Source organism: Collinsella sp. AF08-23 (assembly GCF_003479805.1).
GTDB lineage: Bacteria > Actinomycetota > Coriobacteriia > Coriobacteriales > Coriobacteriaceae > Collinsella.
The window spans coordinates 61,189-80,212 of sequence record NZ_QUHV01000011.1; the positions used below are offsets into that span (position 1 = coordinate 61,189).

Genomic DNA, 19,024 nt, shown 5'->3' on the forward strand with positions numbered 1-19,024 from the left:
ATCTTCCGGTGGCTCATATCCTCCACTGGTGCCGTCAAGGTAAAATGACGAGGTTGCCTTCAAACGTGAAAAGGGGAGGATATGCTGAAGTTCGCCAAGCGCCTCGTTCCGGCGACGACCGCCGAGGCGCATGAGATGCTGCTCGCCAACCGCGGCGCCCGTGTGCTAGGGGGCGGCCTGTGGCTGCGTCAAGGGCGCCGAGCCATCGCGTGCGCCATCGATCTGTCCGCTTGTGGTCTGGATTATATCGAGGAGAGCGACGATGCCTTCGTCGTCGGCGCCATGACTCCGCTGGCGGACCTCGAGCACGATGCGGCGTTCAACAGCGCGACTTGCGGCGTGTTCGAGCACGCGGTGCACGACATCGTGGGCGTCCAATTCCGCAACCTCGCAACCGTGGGCGGCAGCTTGTACGGCAGATTCGGCTTTTCTGATGTCCTCACGGCGCTCATGGCCCTCGACGCCGGGGTCAAGTTCACCGGCGCCGGCCGCATCGACCTGTCCACCTTTGCCGCGAGTCCCTATGAGCGCGACGTGCTCGAGCACCTCGTGGTCCATCGTCGTCCGTACAAGGCCGCCTACGGCTGCCTTCGTCGTCAGGCGACTGATTTCCCCGTGGTGAACGTGTGCGCCGCCTGGTGGGGCGATGCATGGCACGTGTCGGTGGGCGCCCGACCGCTGCGTGCGCGCCTGCTCGCGGATGAGGAGCTCGGCTGCGGCACGCCCAAGCCTTCTCGCGAGGAGCTCTCCTGCGCCCTCGAGGCCGTTCGCTCACTCGATTACGGCACGAATTACCTTGCCGGTGCCGCCTACCGTCGCCACCTTGCGGGCGTGCTCGCCGTCCGCGCGATCTGCGAAGCGGCCGGTATCGAGGTGCCGCCTTCTCTCGAGGAGCGTTTCGAGCTGGAGGCGCGTGCATTCGAGGGCGATGCTGCCGCGTCCCCGTCGGGCTCTTGCGTCCCAACAGCCCCGATTGATTCCGCTGCCAAGGAGGCCGCTCGATGAAACTCACCCTGAACGGACGGCGCATCGTTGAGGACGTCGCCCCGGACATGACCCTGTTCGACTTCCTGCGCTCGCACGGATGCAAGTCCGTCAAGTGCGGCTGCGAGACCACGAGCTGCGGCTTGTGCACGGTGTGGCTCGACGAGCGCCCCGTCCTCTCGTGCGCCGTGCCCATGGCGCGCGTGGAGGGCCGCGCGGTCACCACGCTCGAGGGGCTGCAGGCGGAGTCCGCCGGTTTGGCGCGCTGCATGGCCGAGGAGGGCGCCGAGCAGTGCGGCTTCTGTTCCCCGGGCCTCATCATGAACGTGCTCGCGCTCGCCCGCGCCGCCGACGACGACCCCTCGCTCGTCGCCACGCGCGAGGACCTCTCCCGCAAACTCTCGGGCAACCTCTGCCGTTGCACCGGCTACGAGAGTCAGCTGCGCGGCATCGTGCGCTACCTGCGCGAGGAGGGCGTGACGGTCGGTTTCAAACTGCCCGTCATCGAGCAGCGTCCGACCTGCGACGAATCCGACGCGCGCACCGGTGACGGCTTTGAGCGCATTGCGCACCCCACGGTCAAGAAGGACGCGGCGGCCCTGCTCGCCGGCAAGCCCGCCTACACGGATGACCTTGCTCCTACGGATGCCCTAGCGGTCAAATTCCTCCGCAGCCCCCACGCCCATGCGCGTATCCGCCGCATCGATACCTCCCGCGCGACGAAGGTCCCCGGGGTCATCGGCGTGTACACGTACGAGGATGTGCCGCGCACGCGCTTCACGCTCGCCGGCCAGTCGTATCCCGAGCCGAGCCCCTATGACGGCCTGATCCTCGAGGACAAGGTGCGCTACGTGGGCGATGAGGTGGCCATCGTCGCCGCGGAGACCGCAGAGGCCGCCGAACGCGCCCTGCGTCTCATCAAGGTCGATTACGAGGTGCTGCCCGCCGTCCTCGACCCGCGCGACGCGCAGGATGCCGCCGCTCACGGCGCCGTCATCCATGACGAGTCCGATTACCATCTCAACTACGACCTCGGCGGCGACCGCATGAGGAACCTCATGGCCCATGGCGAGAACACGGTGGGCGACCTCGATGCCGCCTTTGCCGAAGCCGACGTCGTGGTCGATCGCACGTACGAGACGCAGGCCGCCGCCCAGGCGATGATGGAGCCCTTCTGCGCATTCGCGGCCATCGACGCGTTCGGTCGCATTTCGGTGACGAGTTCCACGCAGGTGCCGTTCCATATCCGCCGCCAGGTCGCCGGAGCACTCGAGATTCCGCAGTCGCAGGTGCGCATCGTCAAGCCGCGCGTCGGCGGTGGCTTCGGCGCCAAGCAGACGGGATGCTGCGAGGTCTTCGCCGCGTTCGTGGCGCAGCGCACCGGCCGCCCCGCCAAGGTCGTCTACACGCGCGAGGAGACGCTGGCCGCTTCGAACTCGCGTCATCAGATGGTGCTCCACGTGCGCGTGGGCGCCAAGAAGGATGGCACCATCACCGCGATCGACCTGCATACCCTCTCCAACGCCGGCGCGTACGGCGAGCACGGTTCCACCACGGTGGGGCTCTCGGGCGCCAAGTCGCTGCCCATCTACAATCATGTACTCGCGAGTCGCTTCACCTACGATGTCGTGTACACGAACACGATGCGCGGCGGGGCCTATCGCGGGTATGGTGCCACGCAGGGCTGCTTCGCCGTCGAATCGGCGGTCAACGAGCTCGCCGACGAGCTGGGCATCGACCCGATCGAGCTGCGCCGCCAAAACCTCGTGCAGGCGGGCGAGATCATGCCCCAGTACCACAACGAGCCGCTCAACAGCTGCAAGCTCGACGACTGCCTGCTGACGGCGCGCGAGATGATCGGCTGGGACGAGAAGGGGCTTGTGCACGACCTCGGCGATCGGGTCCGCGGCCTCGGCGTCGCGGTGACCATGCAGGGGTCGGGTATCTCGAGCATCGACATCGGCTCGGTCGACCTGCGCCTCGAGGAGTCGGGCTTCATCGCCATGCAGATCGGCGCCACCGACGTGGGTACCGGGTGCGACACCATCCTCGCCCAGATCGCCGCCGAGGAACTCGGGTTCGACCCCGATGCCATCGTGGTGCGCGGCGTCGACACGGATGTCTCCCCGTTCGACACGGGCGCCTATGCGTCCTCGGGCACCTACATCTCGGGCATGGCCGCCAAGCGCGCGGCCGCCCAGCTGAGGGAGAAGATCTGCGCCCAGGCCGCCTCCTGGTGGGGCCTCGAGCCCGAGCGGGTCGCCTTCGACGGCGAGCACGTCTACGAGGCCGGTGAAGACGGGGAGCCTGTCGAGGGGGCGCTCGAGGCCGGCCGCGTGCTCGATGTGCGCGCCTTCGCCAACGAATGCGTGCGCGGCGGCGCGGGCGATTGCCTCACCGCCCACGCCGCGGCGAGCTCCCCGGTGTCGCCGCCGCCGTTCATGGCGGGCATCGCCGAGGTCGAGGTCGAGAAGGCGACCGGCAAGGTCAGCCTCGTGGACTACGTCGGCGTGGTCGACTGCGGCACCATCGTCAACAGCGCCCTCGCGCGCGTGCAAGCCGAGGGCGGCATTGCGCAGGGCATCGGCATGGCGCTCACCGAGGAGGTGTCCTACAGCGCGGCGGGCCGTTCACGCGGCCGTTCGTTCATGACGTACCGCCTGCCCACGCGCCTGGACATCCCGCAGATCCGCGTGGCGTTCGAGCCGAGCTACGAGCCGACGGGCCCGTTTGGCGCCAAGTCCATCGGCGAGGTCGTCATCAACACGCCGGCGCCCGCCATCGCGAGCGCTGTGGCCCATGCCACCGGCGCGTACGTGCGCGACCTGCCCATCACGCCCGAGAAGGTGCTCGTCGCCCAACCCGAGTCCTAGTCCCAACCCGAGGCGTGTGCAAGGCGGAGTCGAGGGCGGGAATGTCGAAAAAACGGCCCGCGAGGGTCCCGATTTTCGACATTCCTACCCTTAGGCTCATCGTATCCCTGCCCATGCGCTAGGATGGACGCGCCGATGCCGGGGCCGATGACGACCGGCTGGAACCGAGACACATTTCGAGAGGAAAGCGCCATGCTGTTCGAATACTGCGCCGAGAACTTCACCAACATCGAGGCCGCGCTGCGTGCCGGCGCCGGCCGCATCGAGCTGTGCGACAACCTGGCGCAAGGAGGCACCACGCCGTCGGCGGGCGTGATCGAGCAGGCGGTGGGCATCGTGCATGCCCACGAAGATGCCGAGGTGCGCGTGATCATCCGGCCGCGCAAGGGCAATTTCGACTATTCGAAGGCCGAGATGAAGGCCATGGAGACTGACATCCGCTATGCGGGCGCCAACGGCGTGGACGGCATCGTGATCGGGTGCCTCAAGCGTCGCTCCAAAGGCAAGGGCTTCGAGCTTGACGCAGATGCTACGACGCGCCTCATCAAGGTCGCGCGCGGCGTGGGCGAGATGCGCGGCCGCAGCATGGGCGTCACGTTCCATATGGCGTTCGATGAGCTTTCCGCCTCCGAGCAGCTCGAGGCGATCGACGTCCTCGCCGGCCTCGGCGTCGACCACATCCTCACGCACGGCGGCGCCGCGGGCGCCCCGATCGAGGACAATTTCGATCAGCTCCGCGCCTGCATCGAGCGCGCAGCGGGACGCCTGGTCATCCTGCCAGGAGGCGGCATCACCCACCAGAACGCCGCACGCGTCGCCGAGGCGCTTGGCGTTGACGAGTTGCACGGTACGAAGATCGTCAAGCTCGGCTAGACGGGCCATGCCCCTTCGCCGACGCCCATCCGCGCCGCACGAGCTTGACCTCGGCGGCGCGTTCGCGTTCGGTGAGACGCGTCATGATGCGCCCAAAGATCGCGGCGAGGAGTTGCTGGAAGATGGTCCCGCACATGACGGGGAAGACCGCCTCGCCGGGGAAATACTGCGTCGCTATGACCGCGCCCGATGAGATGTTGCGGAGCCCGCAGTCAAACCCCATGGTCACGAGCGTGGAAAACGGTTGATTCAGCAGGCGCGCGGCGATCATGCCCCACAAAAAGCCTGTGCTTGCGAACAGTAGGATAAACAGGGCGACCCCTGCCCGCTCCCAGGTCATATTCAGGACGTACTCGCTCAGCTCCGTTGAGTTCGCGGTGATGATGACGACGAGCAGAACCTTACACAGCGGGTCGATGACGGGGGAGAGCTTCTCGTGCCCCCAGCCGCGCGAGAGGTCGTTCACCGCCATGCCGGCAAGGGCCGGCAGCGCGATCATGAACACCATGTTGACCATCATGCCGATGGTGTCCATCTGGATGGTCGCGCCCATGAGGACGCTGAGTGTGAACGGGATGGAGAACGGCGAGAGCACCGTCGAGACGAGGATGGCGCTGAGCCCAAGCGCCGTGTTGCCCGAGAACATGCCGACCCACATGAAGCTGACGATGCCGATGGGCACGCTGTATTCCAGCAGAACTCCGGTGATGATCTGCGTGTCCCCGGCGAATAGGATCGACGCCATGCCGAATGCAACAACCGGCATGAACACAAGCGTGACGCCGAGTATGACCAAGAGGGGGAGGGGATGCCGCACCGTCTCGGCGAGTTGGCGGAAGGTGTTGTTGAGCGATCCCTGGAAGGTCATGAAGGCGAAGAGGAACGGGACGACCGTCTCGATGGGGCCGAACACCCCGGGGAACAGGACGCCCGCGGTGACGCAGAGCGGGACAATGAAGGGCATTCGCGCGCCAATCGCCTTCCCCAGTCGTCTCCATGCGCCCATGCTGCTCCTTTCGCCGCCTCCTATGGGTACCCAAGCATAGTCCGTACGCGTTACAGGGTTGTTACGACCCAAGGCGATGCGCATGTCGAATATGCGTCGACGCTTGTCTTTACGGGAGCATCTCCGCCGCCTGCCGGGAAGGAGACGTTTTGTCGAGTCACGCGTGTATACTGGGAGACGTTCAAAACGCACGCCCGCCGCAGCGGGCAATCATCAAGGATTTGATCTTATGTCGAGCGTGATCCGCATCGGCCGCGCATTCGCTGCAAGCGGCCCCACCCATTCGTCCCTCCTTTCTTTGGGAAAGGAGGATGGCCATGGCATCGCTTAAGACGACTCATCACTGGTGCGTGGCGGCAAGCGATCCCGAGCTTGAGGGCGAGCTCGCCGCGGGGCTGGACGTGGCGCCGCTCGTGGCGCGCATCATGGTCGCCCATGGGATCCGCTCGGTTGAGGAGGGTCGCCTGTTCCTCACTCCCTCGCTGGAAAGGGACTGGGCGGATCCCCTTATCATCCCCGGCATGGCCGAGGTGGCGGATCGTGTGGAGCGGGCGGTGCGGAGCAGCGAGCCCATCGCCGTGTTCGGCGACTTCGACGTCGACGGCATCACGTCCACCTGCCTGCTCACCGAGGCTTTGCGCGCGCTCGGTGCGCGTGTCCAGCCCTTCATACCTCATCGATTCGACGAAGGCTACGGCTTGACCTGTCAGGCCCTCGACCGCGTGATCGAGGCGTGCTCGCCATCGCTCGTCATCACGGTCGACAACGGCATTGCCGCTCGTGATGAGGTGGGCTACCTCACGGAGCGAGGCATCGACATCGTGGTGACCGATCATCACGAGCCCGCCGACCTTGTGCCCCAGGGCATTCCCGTCACCGACCCGAAGATTGACGGGCGAGGCCCCAGCCGCGAGCTCGCCGGCGTCGGCGTTGCCCTCAAATTGGTGCAGGTCCTGGGATCGCGGCTGGGCATGCCCGAGCTATGGCGTTCGTTTACCGAGGTCGCCGCCCTCGGAACGGTGAGCGACATGATGCTTCTTACGCCCGAGAACCGCGCGCTGGTGGCAGACGGTATTGCCCACATGCGCACAACGACAAGGCCCGGTTACGTCGCGCTCGCGGCGGTGACCAGAACGGACCTCTCTGCCATCACCGCCGATGGGCTTTCGTTCTCGCTCATTCCGCGCTTGAACGCCGCCGGACGCATGGCCGACCCCACCCTGGCGCTCGACCTGCTTATGGCCCGTGACCCCGATGAAGCGGCGTCGCTTGCCTCGCGCCTTGAGGAGATCAACCAGGAACGCCGCACCATCGAGGCAGAGCTCACCGAGCAGGCTGAGGAGCTCGTCGAGAGGACGTATGACGGCGGCCGTTGCATCATCGTGGGCGGCGAGGGGTGGCATGAGGGCGTGAAGGGCATTGTGGCGAGCAGGCTGGTCAACCGCTACCACGTACCGGCCCTTCTGTTCTCGATTGAAGACGGCATTGCCCGCGGCTCCGGTCGCTCCGTGGGTAACGTGAACCTCTTCGAGGCGGTCGAGAAGTGCTCGGACCTGCTCATTCGTTTTGGCGGTCATGCCGGTGCGGTGGGCGTGACGTGTGTCGCGGAAAATCTCGATGCGCTGCGCGAACGGCTCGATGCGGTGCTCGCGGAACTCCCGCGGGAAGATTTCGAAGACCGCGGCGAGGTGGCGGCGACGGTGCGCCTCTCGGAACTTGATATCGACACCATTCGCCAGATCGGCATGCTCGAGCCATTCGGGCAAGGCAACAAAGTGCCCCTGCTCGCTGCTTGCGGTGTCACCATGTGCGATCGTGCCGTGGTGGGCAAGACGGGCGACCATATGCGGTTCGTGGCGACCGATGGCGCCGCGAGCGTTCCGGCCATCATGTTCCGCGTCGCGCAAGTCGACGCGCTCGTCAACTGCGATACGGTGGTCGATCTCGTCTTCGAGGCGGTCGCCGAGTGCTGGCAGGGCCGCGTCAAGCCCAAGCTCATGGTCAAGGATATCCTCTGCCGGTCGTGCTCCGACGGCGGGCGCGTGGGGCTGCCCGAGCTTCCGCCCCTCTCGTGCGACGCTTCGACGGCCCAAAACCCCCTCACCGACGGCACGCCATGTGCGGCACCCGCCGCCGAGGTGCCCGTACCGGTTGACGCCGACCGTCGCGCCGCCCTGGCTCGACTGCCGTATGACCAGCTCACGCGCTCACTCATCCATACGATGATTGGTTCCGCCACTCCGCATCGCGCGCAGCTCGAGGCCCTCGACGCCCTCAAGGGCGGTCGCAACACCCTTGCCGTCATGGGCACGGGCCGGGGCAAATCGCTCATCTTCCATGTGCATGCCATGCGCGAAGCAATCGCCAATGGCATGGTGAGCGTGTTCGTCTACCCGTTGCGCGCCCTCGTGGCCGACCAGTCGTTTCACCTCACCTCAACGCTCGCCAAACTCGGCGCGCGCGTCGGCGTGCTTACGGGAGAGACCCCATCGGCTGTTCGCGACCGCCTGTTTAACCAGCTTGTCGCTGGCAAAATCGATATCGTCCTCACCACGCCCGAGTTCCTCTCCATTCATCGCGACCGTTTCGCCGTCTCGCGCCGCGTTGGGTTCGTCGTCGTGGACGAGGCACATCACATGGCGGGAGCAAAGGGCGGGGACCGCGCCGCATACCTCGATTTTCCAGCGATTTTGGACCAGTTGGGCGCCCCCCGTGTCCTTGCCGCGACCGCGACGGCATCGACGGACGTCGCGACCGAGATTTGCCGTCTTGCTCGCATCGACAACGTCGTCGTTGACGCCGCCATACGCGACAACCTCGATCTCGATGACGAGCGTGATCTCTCCAGTCGCGAGAACCGTCTGGTCTCCATCGTCGCCACCGGGGAAAAATGCGTGGTGTACGTCAACTCGCGCGACCAGTCCGTCGCGCTTTGCCGTACGCTGCGCCGACGCGTGCCGGAATTGGGGGAGCGCATCGCCTTTTACAACGCCGGTCTCAGCCGGGCCGATCGCGCCGTCGTCGAATCGGCGTTTCGTGACGGTGCACTCACCTGCATCGTCTCCACATCTGCGTTCGGCGAGGGCGTGAACCTGCCCGATATCCGCCACGTGGTGCTGTACCACATGCCCTTTGGTTCTACCGAATTCAACCAGATGAGCGGTCGTGCTGGACGCGATGGTGCCCCGGCTCGCATCCATCTGCTTTACTCGCGTCGCGACGCCCGCATCAACGAGCGGCTGCTCGATGCCGCCGCCCCCGAACGCGGGGAGCTCGTTACGCTGTACCGTGCGCTCCAGACCATGTGGCGTCGCCATCGCGGTGAGGCGTCCGGGGCGCCCCTGAGCGCCAGCGACCTCGATATCGCCCAGATGTGTCTGGCCATCGACGCGCGTACACCGGTGGATGAGCGCGCGGTCCCGCATGGGCTTGCGATCTTCGAGGAGCTCGGCTTTGCCCGCGTGGCCGGCGACGAGCGTTCCCGTCAGGTCGAGATGGTCGAGAATCCCGGGCACGTGGACCTCGATCGCTCGATTAGGTACCTCGAGGGCATCCACGCCCGCATGGAATTCTCCGCATTTAGGGACTGGGCTCTCACCGCCTCCGCCCGTGATATGCTGACACGCGTGAACCGTCCAATAACCCCGCAGGTGAGCGAGGGAGGTACCATCGATGGATAAACAGCCGATTGCAACGCGGCAACCCAAGGCCACGGAATGGAAACAGGGCTCCGAGCCCTTGCGCCCGAGCGCCGAAATGGTGCACTACGCTCATGCCGACGACCTTCCCACCGAGTTCATGGCGGACAATTTCGACAAGCTCGCGAACCTGGTGGGCAGGTACATGGGCAAGGAGGATTGCGACCTGGTCGAGCGGGCGTACTGCTTTGCCGCCGAGAAGCACTGTGCACAGAAGCGCCGCAGCGGCGAGGCGTACATCAATCATCCCGTCGAGGTCGCGATAATCCTGGCGGAACTCAAGATGGATTGCGACGTGGTGTGCGCCGCACTGCTGCACGACACCGTCGAGGACACGACGACGTCTTTGGATGATGTGACCACGTATTTTGGCGAGACGGTCGCGGAGCTCGTCGACGGCGTGACCAAGCTCACCAACATCGACGTGGACACCATGGATGAGAAGCAGGCGCTCAACTTGCGCAAGATGTTCCTCGCCATGAGCCGCGATATCCGCGTGGTCATCGTCAAACTCGCCGACCGCCTGCACAACATGCGCACCTTGGCGGCGCTTCGCGAGGATCGCCGCCTGTTCAAGGCGCGCGAGACCATGGACGTGTATGCCCCGCTCGCCGACCGCTTGGGCATGAGCTCAATTAAATGGGAGCTCGAGGACCTTTCCTTCTTCTACCTGGAGCCCGAGGCCTATCAGCGCATCGCCCGCATGGTGAGCGAGAGCCGCGAGGTTCGCGAGCGCTTTTTGGCCGAGACTATCAAGGCGCTCGATGACGAACTAAGGGGTGTGGGTCTCACCGGGTATCAGATCGCCGGTCGCTCTAAGCATTATTGGTCGATCTATCAGAAGATGAAGCGCAAGGGTAAGGAGTTCTCCGAGATCTACGATTTGGTGGCCCTGCGCGTCATCACCAACTCGATTGCGGACTGCTATTCCGCCCTCGGCGCCGTCCACTCGCTGTGGACGCCCATGCCGGGGCGCTTTAAAGACTATATCAACATGCCCAAGGCGAATAACTACCAGAGCCTTCACACCACGGTCATCGGTCCCACGGCGCGCCCGCTTGAGATTCAGATCCGCACGTACGAGATGCACGAGCAAGCCGAATACGGCATCGCCGCGCACTGGCTCTATAAGCGCTCGGGTGGTTCGAGTGCGGTCAAGGCAACGAGCGCCCAGCGCCTCGACGACCAGATCAACGCCCTCAAGCGCAGCCTCGACTGGGCGGCCAACGACGAGATTGACGATCCCAAGGAGTTTCTCCACTCGCTCAAGGTCGACCTCTACGACCAAGAGATCTTCGTCTTCACCCCCAAGGGCGAGGTCATGAACTTGCGCATGGGATCCACTCCGCTCGACTTTGCCTACTCGGTACATACCGAGGTCGGTAACCATTGCGTGGGCGCCAAGGTCAACGGCGCCGTGGCTCCGCTTACGCACACGCTCGCCATGGGCGATCGCGTCGAGATCCTCACCAATAAAAACGCCAAGCCCTCGCGCGACTGGCTGAACATCGTCAAGACGCCGAGCGCCAAGTCCAAGATCCGCCGTTACTTCGCTGCGGCGACCAAGGACGAGGACGCCACGGCCGGTCGCGAGATGCTCGCCCGCGACCTTCGCAAACGCGGATACGGCATCTCCACGCCGCGTTCGACGCGCGCGCTCAACGCCGTGGCGAGCGACATGAACTACAAGGCGCTTGAGGACCTGTTCGCCGCGGTGGGCGCCGGCAAGGTGCAGCCGCGCGCCGTGGGCAATAAAGTCCAGGCAATCCTCGACCCGCAGCCGCAAAACCCCGCCGAGGCCAAGGCAGAGGCCATCGCCAGCGTAGTGCATCAGCCCCCGCGCACCGGTGGTCAGTCCAAGCGTGCCAAGAAGGGCAGCAACGGCGTGCTCGTGGAGGGCGCCGACGGAGACGGCATGCTCGTTCGCCTAGCGCATTGCTGCAACCCCGTCGCGGGCGACGATATCGTGGGCTTCATCACGCGTGGCCGCGGCGTGTCGGTGCACCGAGCCAACTGCCCCAACGTCAAGGGGCTTATGGAGCATCCCGAGCGCATGATCGGCGTGAGCTGGGATACGGGCGCCGATGCCTTGTTCCAGGTCGAGGTCGTGGTCGAGTGCATCGATCGCATGGGGCTGCTCAAGGACGTCACCATCGCCATCGGCGACGCGGGCGGCAACATCCTCTCCGCCGCCACCTCGACCAGTCGCGAGGGCATCGCGACCCTGCGGTTCCTCATCGAGATTTCCGACGCGAGCCGCCTCGACCCGCTGCTCGCCGCCATCGGCGCGGTCGAGAGCGTCTACGACGCCCGCCGTCTCATGCCGGGTGAGGGCAATAAGACCATGAAGCGCAGGTCGCGCTAACCGCTCTTCGATTACCAAGAGAAGGTGCGAACCCCCGTGCAGGTAACGACTTTACCGTCATTTGTCTTGGAGAAAACAAAGCGGTAGACTCCCGGGCCGACGTTTGTCCATTCGGCTCGGGAATATCCGTTTCGCTTCAACGTGGCCGATCCAATATACGATGTGCCGCGGTAGAGCTTGACGGTGAAGGTGCCACTTGATGGAGATTAGGCTGTGAGTTCAACTCCCATGTTCTGACCCGAGAAGTGCTCGGCGGTAAGGCTCTTGGAAGTCAGGAGTGCGAATGACGTATTGATTCTAAGTGTTTCGACAAGATTGTCCGGGCGTTTCGTCATTGGCGTCTCGTAGATATGGGCTGTCATGGGAATGCTGGCTTGTGCTGCCGCCTGTTGCGGGCATAACCCAAAGACGGATGCTGCCATCAATATGAGTGCTGCTGCATTTGCGACAATGTGTCTCATTGTCCCTCCAAATGTCGAGAGCCGATATTGCTCCAACTATGCCCTTTTGTCCCACAACAGATGTGTAAGCAATGGGGTGCAAATCGTCCTATTTAATGTGTGGGGATATTTATTAATTCTCTCAACTCTTCCACGCTGTGGACACCGAGTTTTTTAAACGTGCGGCGCCTATAAGATTTGACGGTATTCGTCGTGGTGCTTCGCGTTTCGCAAATCTCTTTGACGCTCATTCCTTTTGCCAAGTCGAGAACTATATTCGCTTGAAGGCCTGTAATGCCGTATTCGCTGAGCAGTAGCATTCCGTCTGCTTCCTGTGCCTTCTCTGTTTGCCTGTCGAGCCGGAGTGCCCCATATTGCCTGAAGAAGGTGAGCAGGGCCATGCCACAAACGATGAAATTGAGAATTAAGGGTAGCCCCCAGAGTTCGTAATAGGTCCCGACAATGGGAGAGAGGATTAGCCCTATGCCCGAGTAATAGGGAACCGCGACGAGGGACGTCGCCCTCTCTTTGTTTTTGCCGCACATGTGAAGTAATCCGAAAAGAAGCGCCGTACAAATAAAAAGTGAGCAGACGGTCAATAGACCCAAGTACAGTTGGGCCCCTATCACAACAAAGGCAGAGAGGCTGTAGAGCGATATAGCGATTTCTGTCGGCGTCTTCGCTGGGGCACGGGAAGGAAAGCACTTGGTCGGAGATGACATGAAAGCGAGGCTGTAAACCTGCAGCAATACCCCTGCGCCCCAGATGAAGTAGTAGCTTGCCTGAAATATCTGGTCTCCATTTGGGAGGGTTATGGTGTCCGACAGAGTGGATGTGATGACGATAAGGGCTGCTAGCAGGCTAATCGCCAGACATTTCCAAGAAAGATGATTGTTTGCCGGCGGGTCTGCGGGGTTGTCGAGGTGGATTTTCCCGTCCCGGACAAGCCTCTCAAGATCCGTGTGCGCAGATATATTGAGCTTTTTTCGAGCGCGTGAGCGAAGGGTGGATATCGTTCCTGGTGCAATTCCCATTGCGTCGCTGGTCGAGTGCGTTTTCTCACCCAGTAAGTCGCGAGCGATAACTTCGTTCTCCCTGGCGAGAGCGATGTCGCCGCGTCGCCGGAGAGATGAGGTCGCTGTTCGGTGGGATGCGTCTTGCAACGCCGCTTGCGCAGCTGTATGCGTTGATGGCAGGCGAGCCCCAAAAGGAATGCTGGAGGGAGGACCCAAAACCATACATTTACTTGATTGTCGAACAGGCCGCTGGAAAAACCATAGGTGAGCGCAATGCCGTTTACAAGGAAGCTCGATACTCGATAAACGAGCATTCCGGACATGAGCCACAAGGGTTCAAAGACCAATTGGTTGTCCTCGTGTAGGCTATGTTTGAGCTTGAGGAACAATGCGAGCCCACAGAGGAAGGACAGCACAATCGTCCAAAGCGGATTGTTCTGAGGAAGAAAAAGAGTCGCCTTGTCGTAGAGGAAGAACAAAGCGTAGGCGAGCAGGAATGATCTTGGCCCGCTTGCCGAAGCCGTCTCATGAGAATGTGCCTGCAGGAAGATTGCCCAGCATATCAAAGATGAGGAATAGCTAAATGCTACGCAGAGACTGAGCAGGTTCTCGACCTCAGGGGGGATTGCATATGCTAGAAACGCTTCAGAGCAGAGGATGGACGCGCTTTCGGCGATGACGAAGACTTAAGCAGAAGCGTGGCCCAAGCGGCTTATGAGAGGCTGATATTTGAGATTGGTCTTTATTGCCTTGCTGCAAAAGGGCAATGCGCCAAGTGCGATGCAGAGAGGGACGATTTCTGTGTTGGAGGATGAGATCGAGAGCGTCGGATTATATGCAGCTCTGGGGAAGCAAATAAGAACGGCGGTCCACAAGCTCAGTGAAAGTTTCTCGTTCATTTGAAAGCTCGATTCGTCAAGCGATTCAGCTTATTATTCGAAAAAGTGTATCAGAAGATAGCGAAGCCTAATTTCATATGAATTGCACCCCCATTGTTGACAAATGAAACGCCTCTGGAGTGCAAGGATGTATATGGGTTCAATAAACGGAGCATGGGGAGTTGAGATGCTCGGGGAGAGAAACAAACGTCTTAGAGTCGGGGCGGGTATGCCCGCGAAAATGCCTTGCTTTGTCTTTCGAAGATTGGACGATCATGAGTAATGTCGCCCATCATGCCGACATGTACATCATCATGAAGCATTGGTACTGCGATGTTCCCGAGATGATCACGCGCAAGGACTTCTATCTCTATTCTGACGCCGCTTGCACAAAACTGGTTAAGAGCTGGAGTGTTGAGGCGCCTGTCGGGGTAACTAGGTAAAAGGTACTTGCCCCGAAACGAGGAGGCGATTTCGGATGAAGCCAATGGGCGCTGCAATGAGACGGGTCATCGCCGTTGCTCTTGTCGGCTCAATCGCGTTGTGGGCCGGGTTCATCTACGTGAACTTGTTGTGGCAAGGTGATCGTATGCTGGCTTCAATTGTCGTCTTTGCGGTTTGCGGTGGAGTGAGCGCCCTGCCAATCACCCGCTTTGCCAAGGAAGACGCCAAGGCGGATGCTGGCCGCTTCGTAAACAAGCTGAAGAGTGATGGAAGATACTTCTTCCGAGTGTTTGCCATTTCGGGACTGCTATGCATGGGGGCTTCATTCAGAATCGATGCTCTGGGCGATGAGATATGGCTTTTTCAGCTCGGAATGTGGATTGAGGCAGTGAGTGCTTGGATAAGGGGCTATATCTCTCTTGTGGGTTTCTGGTATACGCCTCGCGGGTATCGAGGGGTGTGAATTTGGTTTTCGCCCACTCGGAGTGTCAGCTCGATTTAGGATGGCGTAGGATAATCGAATGAATGTCGAGGCGGGACTCGAAGTCTCGCCTCGATTGTTTTTACGCATGCCGCGAAGGAGTTGTAGATATGAAGCTCGATCTCGAGAAGAGGGGGTCGCTCGCCATCCATTGCGTGGTGAACGGGCCCATCCAGACGAACACGTACTTCGCCGTGAGCAAGGGCGAGGCTGCCATCATCGATCCCGCATGGGACGGGGAGAAGCTCGCCGAGGTCTTTGCCGAGCGCTGTCCCGATGCTCGCGTGAGCGCCATCATCTGCACGCACGGCCACGCTGACCATATCGGTGGCGTGGCGGGTCTGCGCCGCGCGCTCGGACCGGATGTGCCGTTCATGATCTCCGCGGCAGACAAAGATTTCATGGCGGGGGCGATCGAGAGCATGCGCGAGATGTGGGGGTTCGACCACGAGATGCCGCCCACTCCCGACCGTCTGCTCAACGAGGGGGACACGTTTGAGTTCGGTGACGTTGTCCTGCAGGTCATGGCCACACCGGGCCACACTCCCGGCGGTATCGTGCTTTTCTGCGCGGCGACTACGGGTGACGTGGCGTTTGTGGGTGACACGCTGTTCCCTGGCGCGCATGGCCGCACCGATCTCGAAGGCGGTAATGAGAAACAGGTGATAGACTCGCTCGGCAAGATGGGCACGTTCCTGCCCGCCGATACTTTGTGTCTCATCGGCCACAACGACACGACCACCATTGCGCGTGAGCTCGAGACGAACCTCTTTATGCGCCGCGGCTTGCGCCATTATCGGTGAGCGCGTGGGCTCAACATCGGCTCGATGTGTCGAGCTGGCTAACGTCCCAATGCTCGTTTAGATGAGCCGTTCGCGTGGTAAAATGCAGACGTTTACCGTTCAGAGTATGGACAATGGGAGGTCCAATATGCTCGTCAATGCAGCTCAGATGCTCAAGGATGCCGAGGCCGGTCACTACGCTCTCGGCGCGTTCAACACCAACAACCTCGAGTGGACCCTGGCTATTCTCCAGGCTGCCGAGGAGGCCAAGTCTCCGCTGATCCTTCAGTGCACCGCCGGTGCCGCTAAGTGGATGGGCGGTTTCAAGGTCTGCGCCGACATGGTCAAGGCTGCCGTCGAGGCCACGGGCGTTACCGTTCCCGTCGCCCTTCACCTCGATCACGGTTCTTACGAGGACTGCTTCAAGTGCATCGAGGCCGGCTTCACGTCCATCATGTATGACGGCTCTCACGAGGAGACCTTCCAGCTTAACCTCGACCGCACCAAGGAGCTCGTTGAGCTTGCCCACTCCAAGGGCATGTCCATCGAGGCCGAGGTCGGCGGCATTGGCGGCACCGAGGACGGCGTGACCTCCAACGGCGAGCTCGCTGACCCCGCTGAGTGCAAGCAGATTGCGGACCTGGGCGTTGACTTCCTCGCCTGCGGCATCGGCAACATTCACGGCGTGTACCCCGCCGACTGGGCCGGTCTTTCCTTCGAGCGTCTTGGCGAGATCAAGGCCGAGACCGGCGACCTGCCCCTCGTTCTGCACGGTGGCACCGGCATCCCCGAGGATCAGATCAAGAAGGCCATCTCCCTGGGCATCTCCAAGATCAACGTCAACACCGACCTGCAGCTCGTCTTCGCCAAGGGCGTCCGCGAGTACATCGAGGCTGGCAAGGATCAGCAGGGCAAGGGCTTCGACCCCCGCAAGCTCCTCAAGCCCGGTCGCGACAACATCGTGGTCCGCACCAAGGAGCTCATGGAGGAGTTCGGTTCCGTCAACAAAGCGTAACGTTTTAGGTCACTGACCAGTTGGGGCGCCCGGCTTCTTTCCACGCAAACGTCCTCGGGGAATCTCTTGTCGATTCCCCTGCGGAATGTTTGCTTAGGGAAGAAGCCGGGCGCCCCTTTCGTAGCCAGACCAGTTGCGCAAGCGCTTTAGTCGGAATCTCGCAACATGGGTGTGATTGCTGTGGTACCATAGCTGAGCGTGATTACGTGCCCGAGTGGCGGAACGGCAGACGCAGGGGACTCAAAATCCTCCGCTGGCGACAGCGTGTGAGTTCGAATCTCACCTCGGGCACCATGCATGGCACGTGATACGTGGATGCAGAGCGCAGTTCAGCAATGAGCCGAACTCACGCGAGTGTCCGAGCGTTAAGCAAACAGGCCCGTGGCCTGTTTGTAGCGAGGCCGCGAAGGCTTTGGCCTGAGCGGATGTGGACGCCGCAAGGCGGCCGCTTCGAATCTCACCTCGGGCACCACATCCATTGCTCGTGAGGAAAGCATGGAGTAGACGCTCCCGTGCTATCATTCTCGAGTCGCTGGTTTTCCAGCAGGAAAGCGGGATCTGAGGGTCCCCACCTTTCGGCACCATTGGGTAGCTGTCTGGTCGCACAACCGAACGCTTGCACTCACGCTACAATTTGCGTGAAATCGAGCAAAAGCTGTCGACCCGGATACCACATGGTTCCGGGTTTATTTGTACGAGTGCAAGAAGGAGGTATCGAGATAGCTAAGTCTGATGACACCCGCATCAACGATGAGATTCGCGCTCCGCGCGTTCGTCTTATCGGCGTCGATGGATCGCAGCTCGGTCTGTTCGACACACGTGATGCGCAGCGCATCGCCGATGACCAGAACCTCGACCTGGTGGAGATCGCTCCCAACGCGGATCCGCCGGTTTGCAAGGTCATGGATTACGGCAAGTTCAAGTACCAGCAGGCCATGAAGGCCAAGCAGGCTCGTAAGAACCAGTCCAAGATCGAGGTCAAGGAAATGAAGTTCCGACCCAAGATCGACGTGGGCGATTACGAGACCAAGAAGGGTCACGTCCTGCGCTTCCTCAAGAAGGGCGCGCGCGTCAAGATCACCATCATGTTCCGAGGCCGCGAGATGGCGCATCCGGAGCAGGGTCTGAACGTGCTCGAGCGTCTTGCCGAGGATCTCAAACCGTTCGCTACGGTCGAGTCCCAGCCCAAGCTGGAAGGCCGTAACATGCTCATGCTGCTCGCCCCCATCAAGGGCGCCTTCGATAACGAGGGCGAATCCGAGCCGAGCGATAAGTAGTCAACCAGGTATCAGAAGGAGAGTTCCATGCCTAAGATGAAGACCCACAGCGGCAGCAAAAAGCGTTTCCGCCGCAGCGGCACGGGCAAGATCATGCGCGCCAAGGCCTACAAGAGCCACATCCTGACCAAGAAGTCCACCAAGCGCAAGCGCGGCTTCCGTCAGGAGACCGAGCTCGCCGCCGCCGACGCCAAGGTCATCAACGCCCGCCTCGCCGGCCGTTAATCCATCCTTTCCGCTGTTATCTCATTTAGGAGTTGATTAGATATGGCACGTGTCAAGCGCGCTGTGAACGCCAAGAAGAAGCGTCGTACCGTCCTTAACCGCGCAAAGGGTTATTACGGTCAGGCATCCCGTTCCTATAAGTACGCCAAGGAGCAGGTGCAGCACTCCCTCCAGTACCAGTACCGCGATCGCCGCAACAAGAAGCGTGAGATCCGCAGCCTCTGGATCACCCGTATCAACGCCGCCGCCCGCATGAACGACATCTCCTACTCCCAGTTCATGCACGGCCTGAAGCTCGCCGGCATCGAGCTCGACCGCAAGGTCCTCGCTCAGATGGCCTACGAGGACATCGAGTCCTTCAACGAGCTCGCCACCATCGCCAAGAAGGCTCTTGAGGCCTAAGTGCGTTTCTACGGGATGTCCCATGGGGCATCCCGTTTCTTTTTACGATGGATACCCGATCGAAACAGGGTATATATCCCGTACAGATGACCGCCGCATACATGTAATAGAACCGAATGGTCGTCATCTATATAGGGCGGAAGATCGCCCAAAGCTCCTTTTCATATAGGAGGTTAAGAGTTCCTGTTATGGAGGAAATGTGAAGTAGCGATTCTCGCTTCACAGCCCCTCCGACTCTGGCAATATATCTCCTTGCCGCGCGGGT

15 protein-coding genes and 1 tRNA gene are annotated in these 19,024 nt (G+C 61.7%); 13 read left to right on the forward strand and 3 right to left on the reverse strand.

The genetic code is table 11. The features are described 5' to 3' along the window. Positions 1-81: 81 nt before the first annotated feature. The 3 genes from DWV48_RS07125 to DWV48_RS07135 all read left to right on the forward strand — a co-directional run bounded on the left by DWV48_RS07125 (position 82) and on the right by DWV48_RS07135 (position 4,730). A complete protein-coding gene (locus tag DWV48_RS07125) occupies positions 82-1,005 on the forward strand; it encodes a xanthine dehydrogenase family protein subunit M (protein WP_118654123.1) in 924 nt (307 codons plus the stop codon). Then, positions 1,002-3,857 (forward strand): molybdopterin cofactor-binding domain-containing protein, encoded by a 2,856-nt coding sequence (locus DWV48_RS07130; RefSeq protein ID WP_199588921.1) that lies wholly within the window; start codon positions 1,002-1,004, stop codon positions 3,855-3,857. The genes DWV48_RS07125 and DWV48_RS07130 overlap by 4 nt, the downstream gene beginning before the upstream one ends. A 192-nt stretch (positions 3,858-4,049) precedes the next feature. Beyond that, a complete protein-coding gene (locus DWV48_RS07135) occupies positions 4,050-4,730 on the forward strand; it encodes a copper homeostasis protein CutC (protein WP_118654124.1) in 681 nt (226 codons plus the stop codon). Here the strand turns inward: DWV48_RS07135 and DWV48_RS07140 are convergent. Next, on the reverse strand, positions 4,717-5,736 hold the full coding sequence (locus DWV48_RS07140) for a bile acid:sodium symporter family protein (RefSeq protein ID WP_118654125.1): 1,020 nt from the start codon (positions 5,734-5,736) through the stop codon (positions 4,717-4,719). The genes DWV48_RS07135 and DWV48_RS07140 overlap by 14 nt on opposite strands. 317 nt (positions 5,737-6,053) lie before the next feature. On the opposite strand from DWV48_RS07140, the gene recJ reads away from it, so the two are divergent. Next, a complete protein-coding gene (gene recJ / locus DWV48_RS07145; protein ID WP_118654126.1) occupies positions 6,054-9,416 on the forward strand; it encodes a single-stranded-DNA-specific exonuclease RecJ in 3,363 nt (1,120 codons plus the stop codon). A 76-nt stretch (positions 9,417-9,492) separates the two neighbouring features. Continuing rightward, the gene (locus tag DWV48_RS07150; protein WP_118654141.1) at positions 9,493-11,799 is read left to right on the forward strand and encodes a bifunctional (p)ppGpp synthetase/guanosine-3',5'-bis(diphosphate) 3'-pyrophosphohydrolase; all 2,307 of its coding nucleotides are present in this window, start codon (positions 9,493-9,495) and stop codon (positions 11,797-11,799) included. Positions 11,800-12,005: 206 nt separating this feature from the next. Here the strand turns inward: DWV48_RS07150 and DWV48_RS07155 are convergent, their stop codons facing one another. Then, a complete protein-coding gene (locus DWV48_RS07155) occupies positions 12,006-12,221 on the reverse strand; it encodes a hypothetical protein (RefSeq protein ID WP_158574844.1) in 216 nt (71 codons plus the stop codon). A 131-nt stretch (positions 12,222-12,352) separates the two neighbouring features. After that, positions 12,353-13,402 (reverse strand): helix-turn-helix transcriptional regulator, encoded by a 1,050-nt coding sequence (locus DWV48_RS07160; protein WP_233546219.1) that lies wholly within the window; start codon positions 13,400-13,402, stop codon positions 12,353-12,355. 1,006 nt (positions 13,403-14,408) lie between these two features. Between DWV48_RS07160 and DWV48_RS09215 the strand changes: the two genes are divergently transcribed. The 8 genes from DWV48_RS09215 to rplT all read left to right on the forward strand — a co-directional run bounded on the left by DWV48_RS09215 (position 14,409) and on the right by rplT (position 18,759). Further along, entirely contained in the window at positions 14,409-14,576 is a 168-nt protein-coding gene (locus DWV48_RS09215) for a hypothetical protein (RefSeq protein ID WP_158574846.1), read from the forward strand. A 35-nt stretch (positions 14,577-14,611) separates the two neighbouring features. Continuing rightward, positions 14,612-15,040: a hypothetical protein gene (locus tag DWV48_RS07165; protein ID WP_118654129.1), complete on the forward strand. Its 429-nt coding sequence runs from the start codon at positions 14,612-14,614 to the stop codon at positions 15,038-15,040. Positions 15,041-15,168: 128 nt separating this feature from the next. Next, entirely contained in the window at positions 15,169-15,861 is a 693-nt protein-coding gene (locus DWV48_RS07170) for an MBL fold metallo-hydrolase (protein ID WP_118654130.1), read from the forward strand. Positions 15,862-15,988: 127 nt separating this feature from the next. Continuing rightward, entirely contained in the window at positions 15,989-16,855 is an 867-nt protein-coding gene (fba, locus tag DWV48_RS07175) for a class II fructose-1,6-bisphosphate aldolase (protein ID WP_118654131.1), read from the forward strand. 208 nt (positions 16,856-17,063) lie between these two features. Further along, positions 17,064-17,149 (forward strand) — tRNA-Leu (locus DWV48_RS07180). A 380-nt stretch (positions 17,150-17,529) separates the two neighbouring features. Then, positions 17,530-18,132 carry a translation initiation factor IF-3 gene (infC, locus tag DWV48_RS07185; protein ID WP_118654132.1) on the forward strand — a complete coding sequence of 201 codons (603 nt, stop codon included), beginning with the start codon at positions 17,530-17,532 and terminating at the stop codon, positions 18,130-18,132. Between the two features lie 27 nt (positions 18,133-18,159). Next, positions 18,160-18,357 (forward strand): 50S ribosomal protein L35, encoded by a 198-nt coding sequence (gene rpmI, locus DWV48_RS07190; protein ID WP_006720997.1) that lies wholly within the window; start codon positions 18,160-18,162, stop codon positions 18,355-18,357. 42 nt (positions 18,358-18,399) lie between these two features. Beyond that, a complete protein-coding gene (gene rplT / locus DWV48_RS07195; RefSeq protein ID WP_118654133.1) occupies positions 18,400-18,759 on the forward strand; it encodes a 50S ribosomal protein L20 in 360 nt (119 codons plus the stop codon). Positions 18,760-19,024 lie beyond the last annotated feature (265 nt).

What these genes read in the sequence shown, in the direction of transcription:
- DWV48_RS07125 (WP_118654123.1), top strand. Translation starts at nt 82, where the DNA reads ATGCTGAAGTTCGCCAAGCGCCTCGTTCCGGCGACGACCGCCGAGGCG.
- DWV48_RS07130 (WP_199588921.1), top strand. Translation starts at nt 1,002, where the DNA reads ATGAAACTCACCCTGAACGGACGGCGCATCGTTGAGGACGTCGCCCCG.
- DWV48_RS07135 (WP_118654124.1), top strand. Translation starts at nt 4,050, where the DNA reads ATGCTGTTCGAATACTGCGCCGAGAACTTCACCAACATCGAGGCCGCG.
- DWV48_RS07140 (WP_118654125.1), bottom strand. Translation starts at nt 5,736, where the DNA reads ATGGGCGCATGGAGACGACTGGGGAAGGCGATTGGCGCGCGAATGCCC.
- recJ (WP_118654126.1), top strand. Translation starts at nt 6,054, where the DNA reads ATGGCATCGCTTAAGACGACTCATCACTGGTGCGTGGCGGCAAGCGAT.
- DWV48_RS07150 (WP_118654141.1), top strand. Translation starts at nt 9,493, where the DNA reads ATGGTGCACTACGCTCATGCCGACGACCTTCCCACCGAGTTCATGGCG.
- DWV48_RS07155 (WP_158574844.1), bottom strand. Translation starts at nt 12,221, where the DNA reads ATGGCAGCATCCGTCTTTGGGTTATGCCCGCAACAGGCGGCAGCACAA.
- DWV48_RS09215 (WP_158574846.1), top strand. Translation starts at nt 14,409, where the DNA reads ATGAGTAATGTCGCCCATCATGCCGACATGTACATCATCATGAAGCAT.
- DWV48_RS07165 (WP_118654129.1), top strand. Translation starts at nt 14,612, where the DNA reads ATGAAGCCAATGGGCGCTGCAATGAGACGGGTCATCGCCGTTGCTCTT.
- DWV48_RS07170 (WP_118654130.1), top strand. Translation starts at nt 15,169, where the DNA reads ATGAAGCTCGATCTCGAGAAGAGGGGGTCGCTCGCCATCCATTGCGTG.
- fba (WP_118654131.1), top strand. Translation starts at nt 15,989, where the DNA reads ATGCTCGTCAATGCAGCTCAGATGCTCAAGGATGCCGAGGCCGGTCAC.
- infC (WP_118654132.1), top strand. Translation starts at nt 17,530, where the DNA reads ATGGTTCCGGGTTTATTTGTACGAGTGCAAGAAGGAGGTATCGAGATA.
- rpmI (WP_006720997.1), top strand. Translation starts at nt 18,160, where the DNA reads ATGCCTAAGATGAAGACCCACAGCGGCAGCAAAAAGCGTTTCCGCCGC.
- rplT (WP_118654133.1), top strand. Translation starts at nt 18,400, where the DNA reads ATGGCACGTGTCAAGCGCGCTGTGAACGCCAAGAAGAAGCGTCGTACC.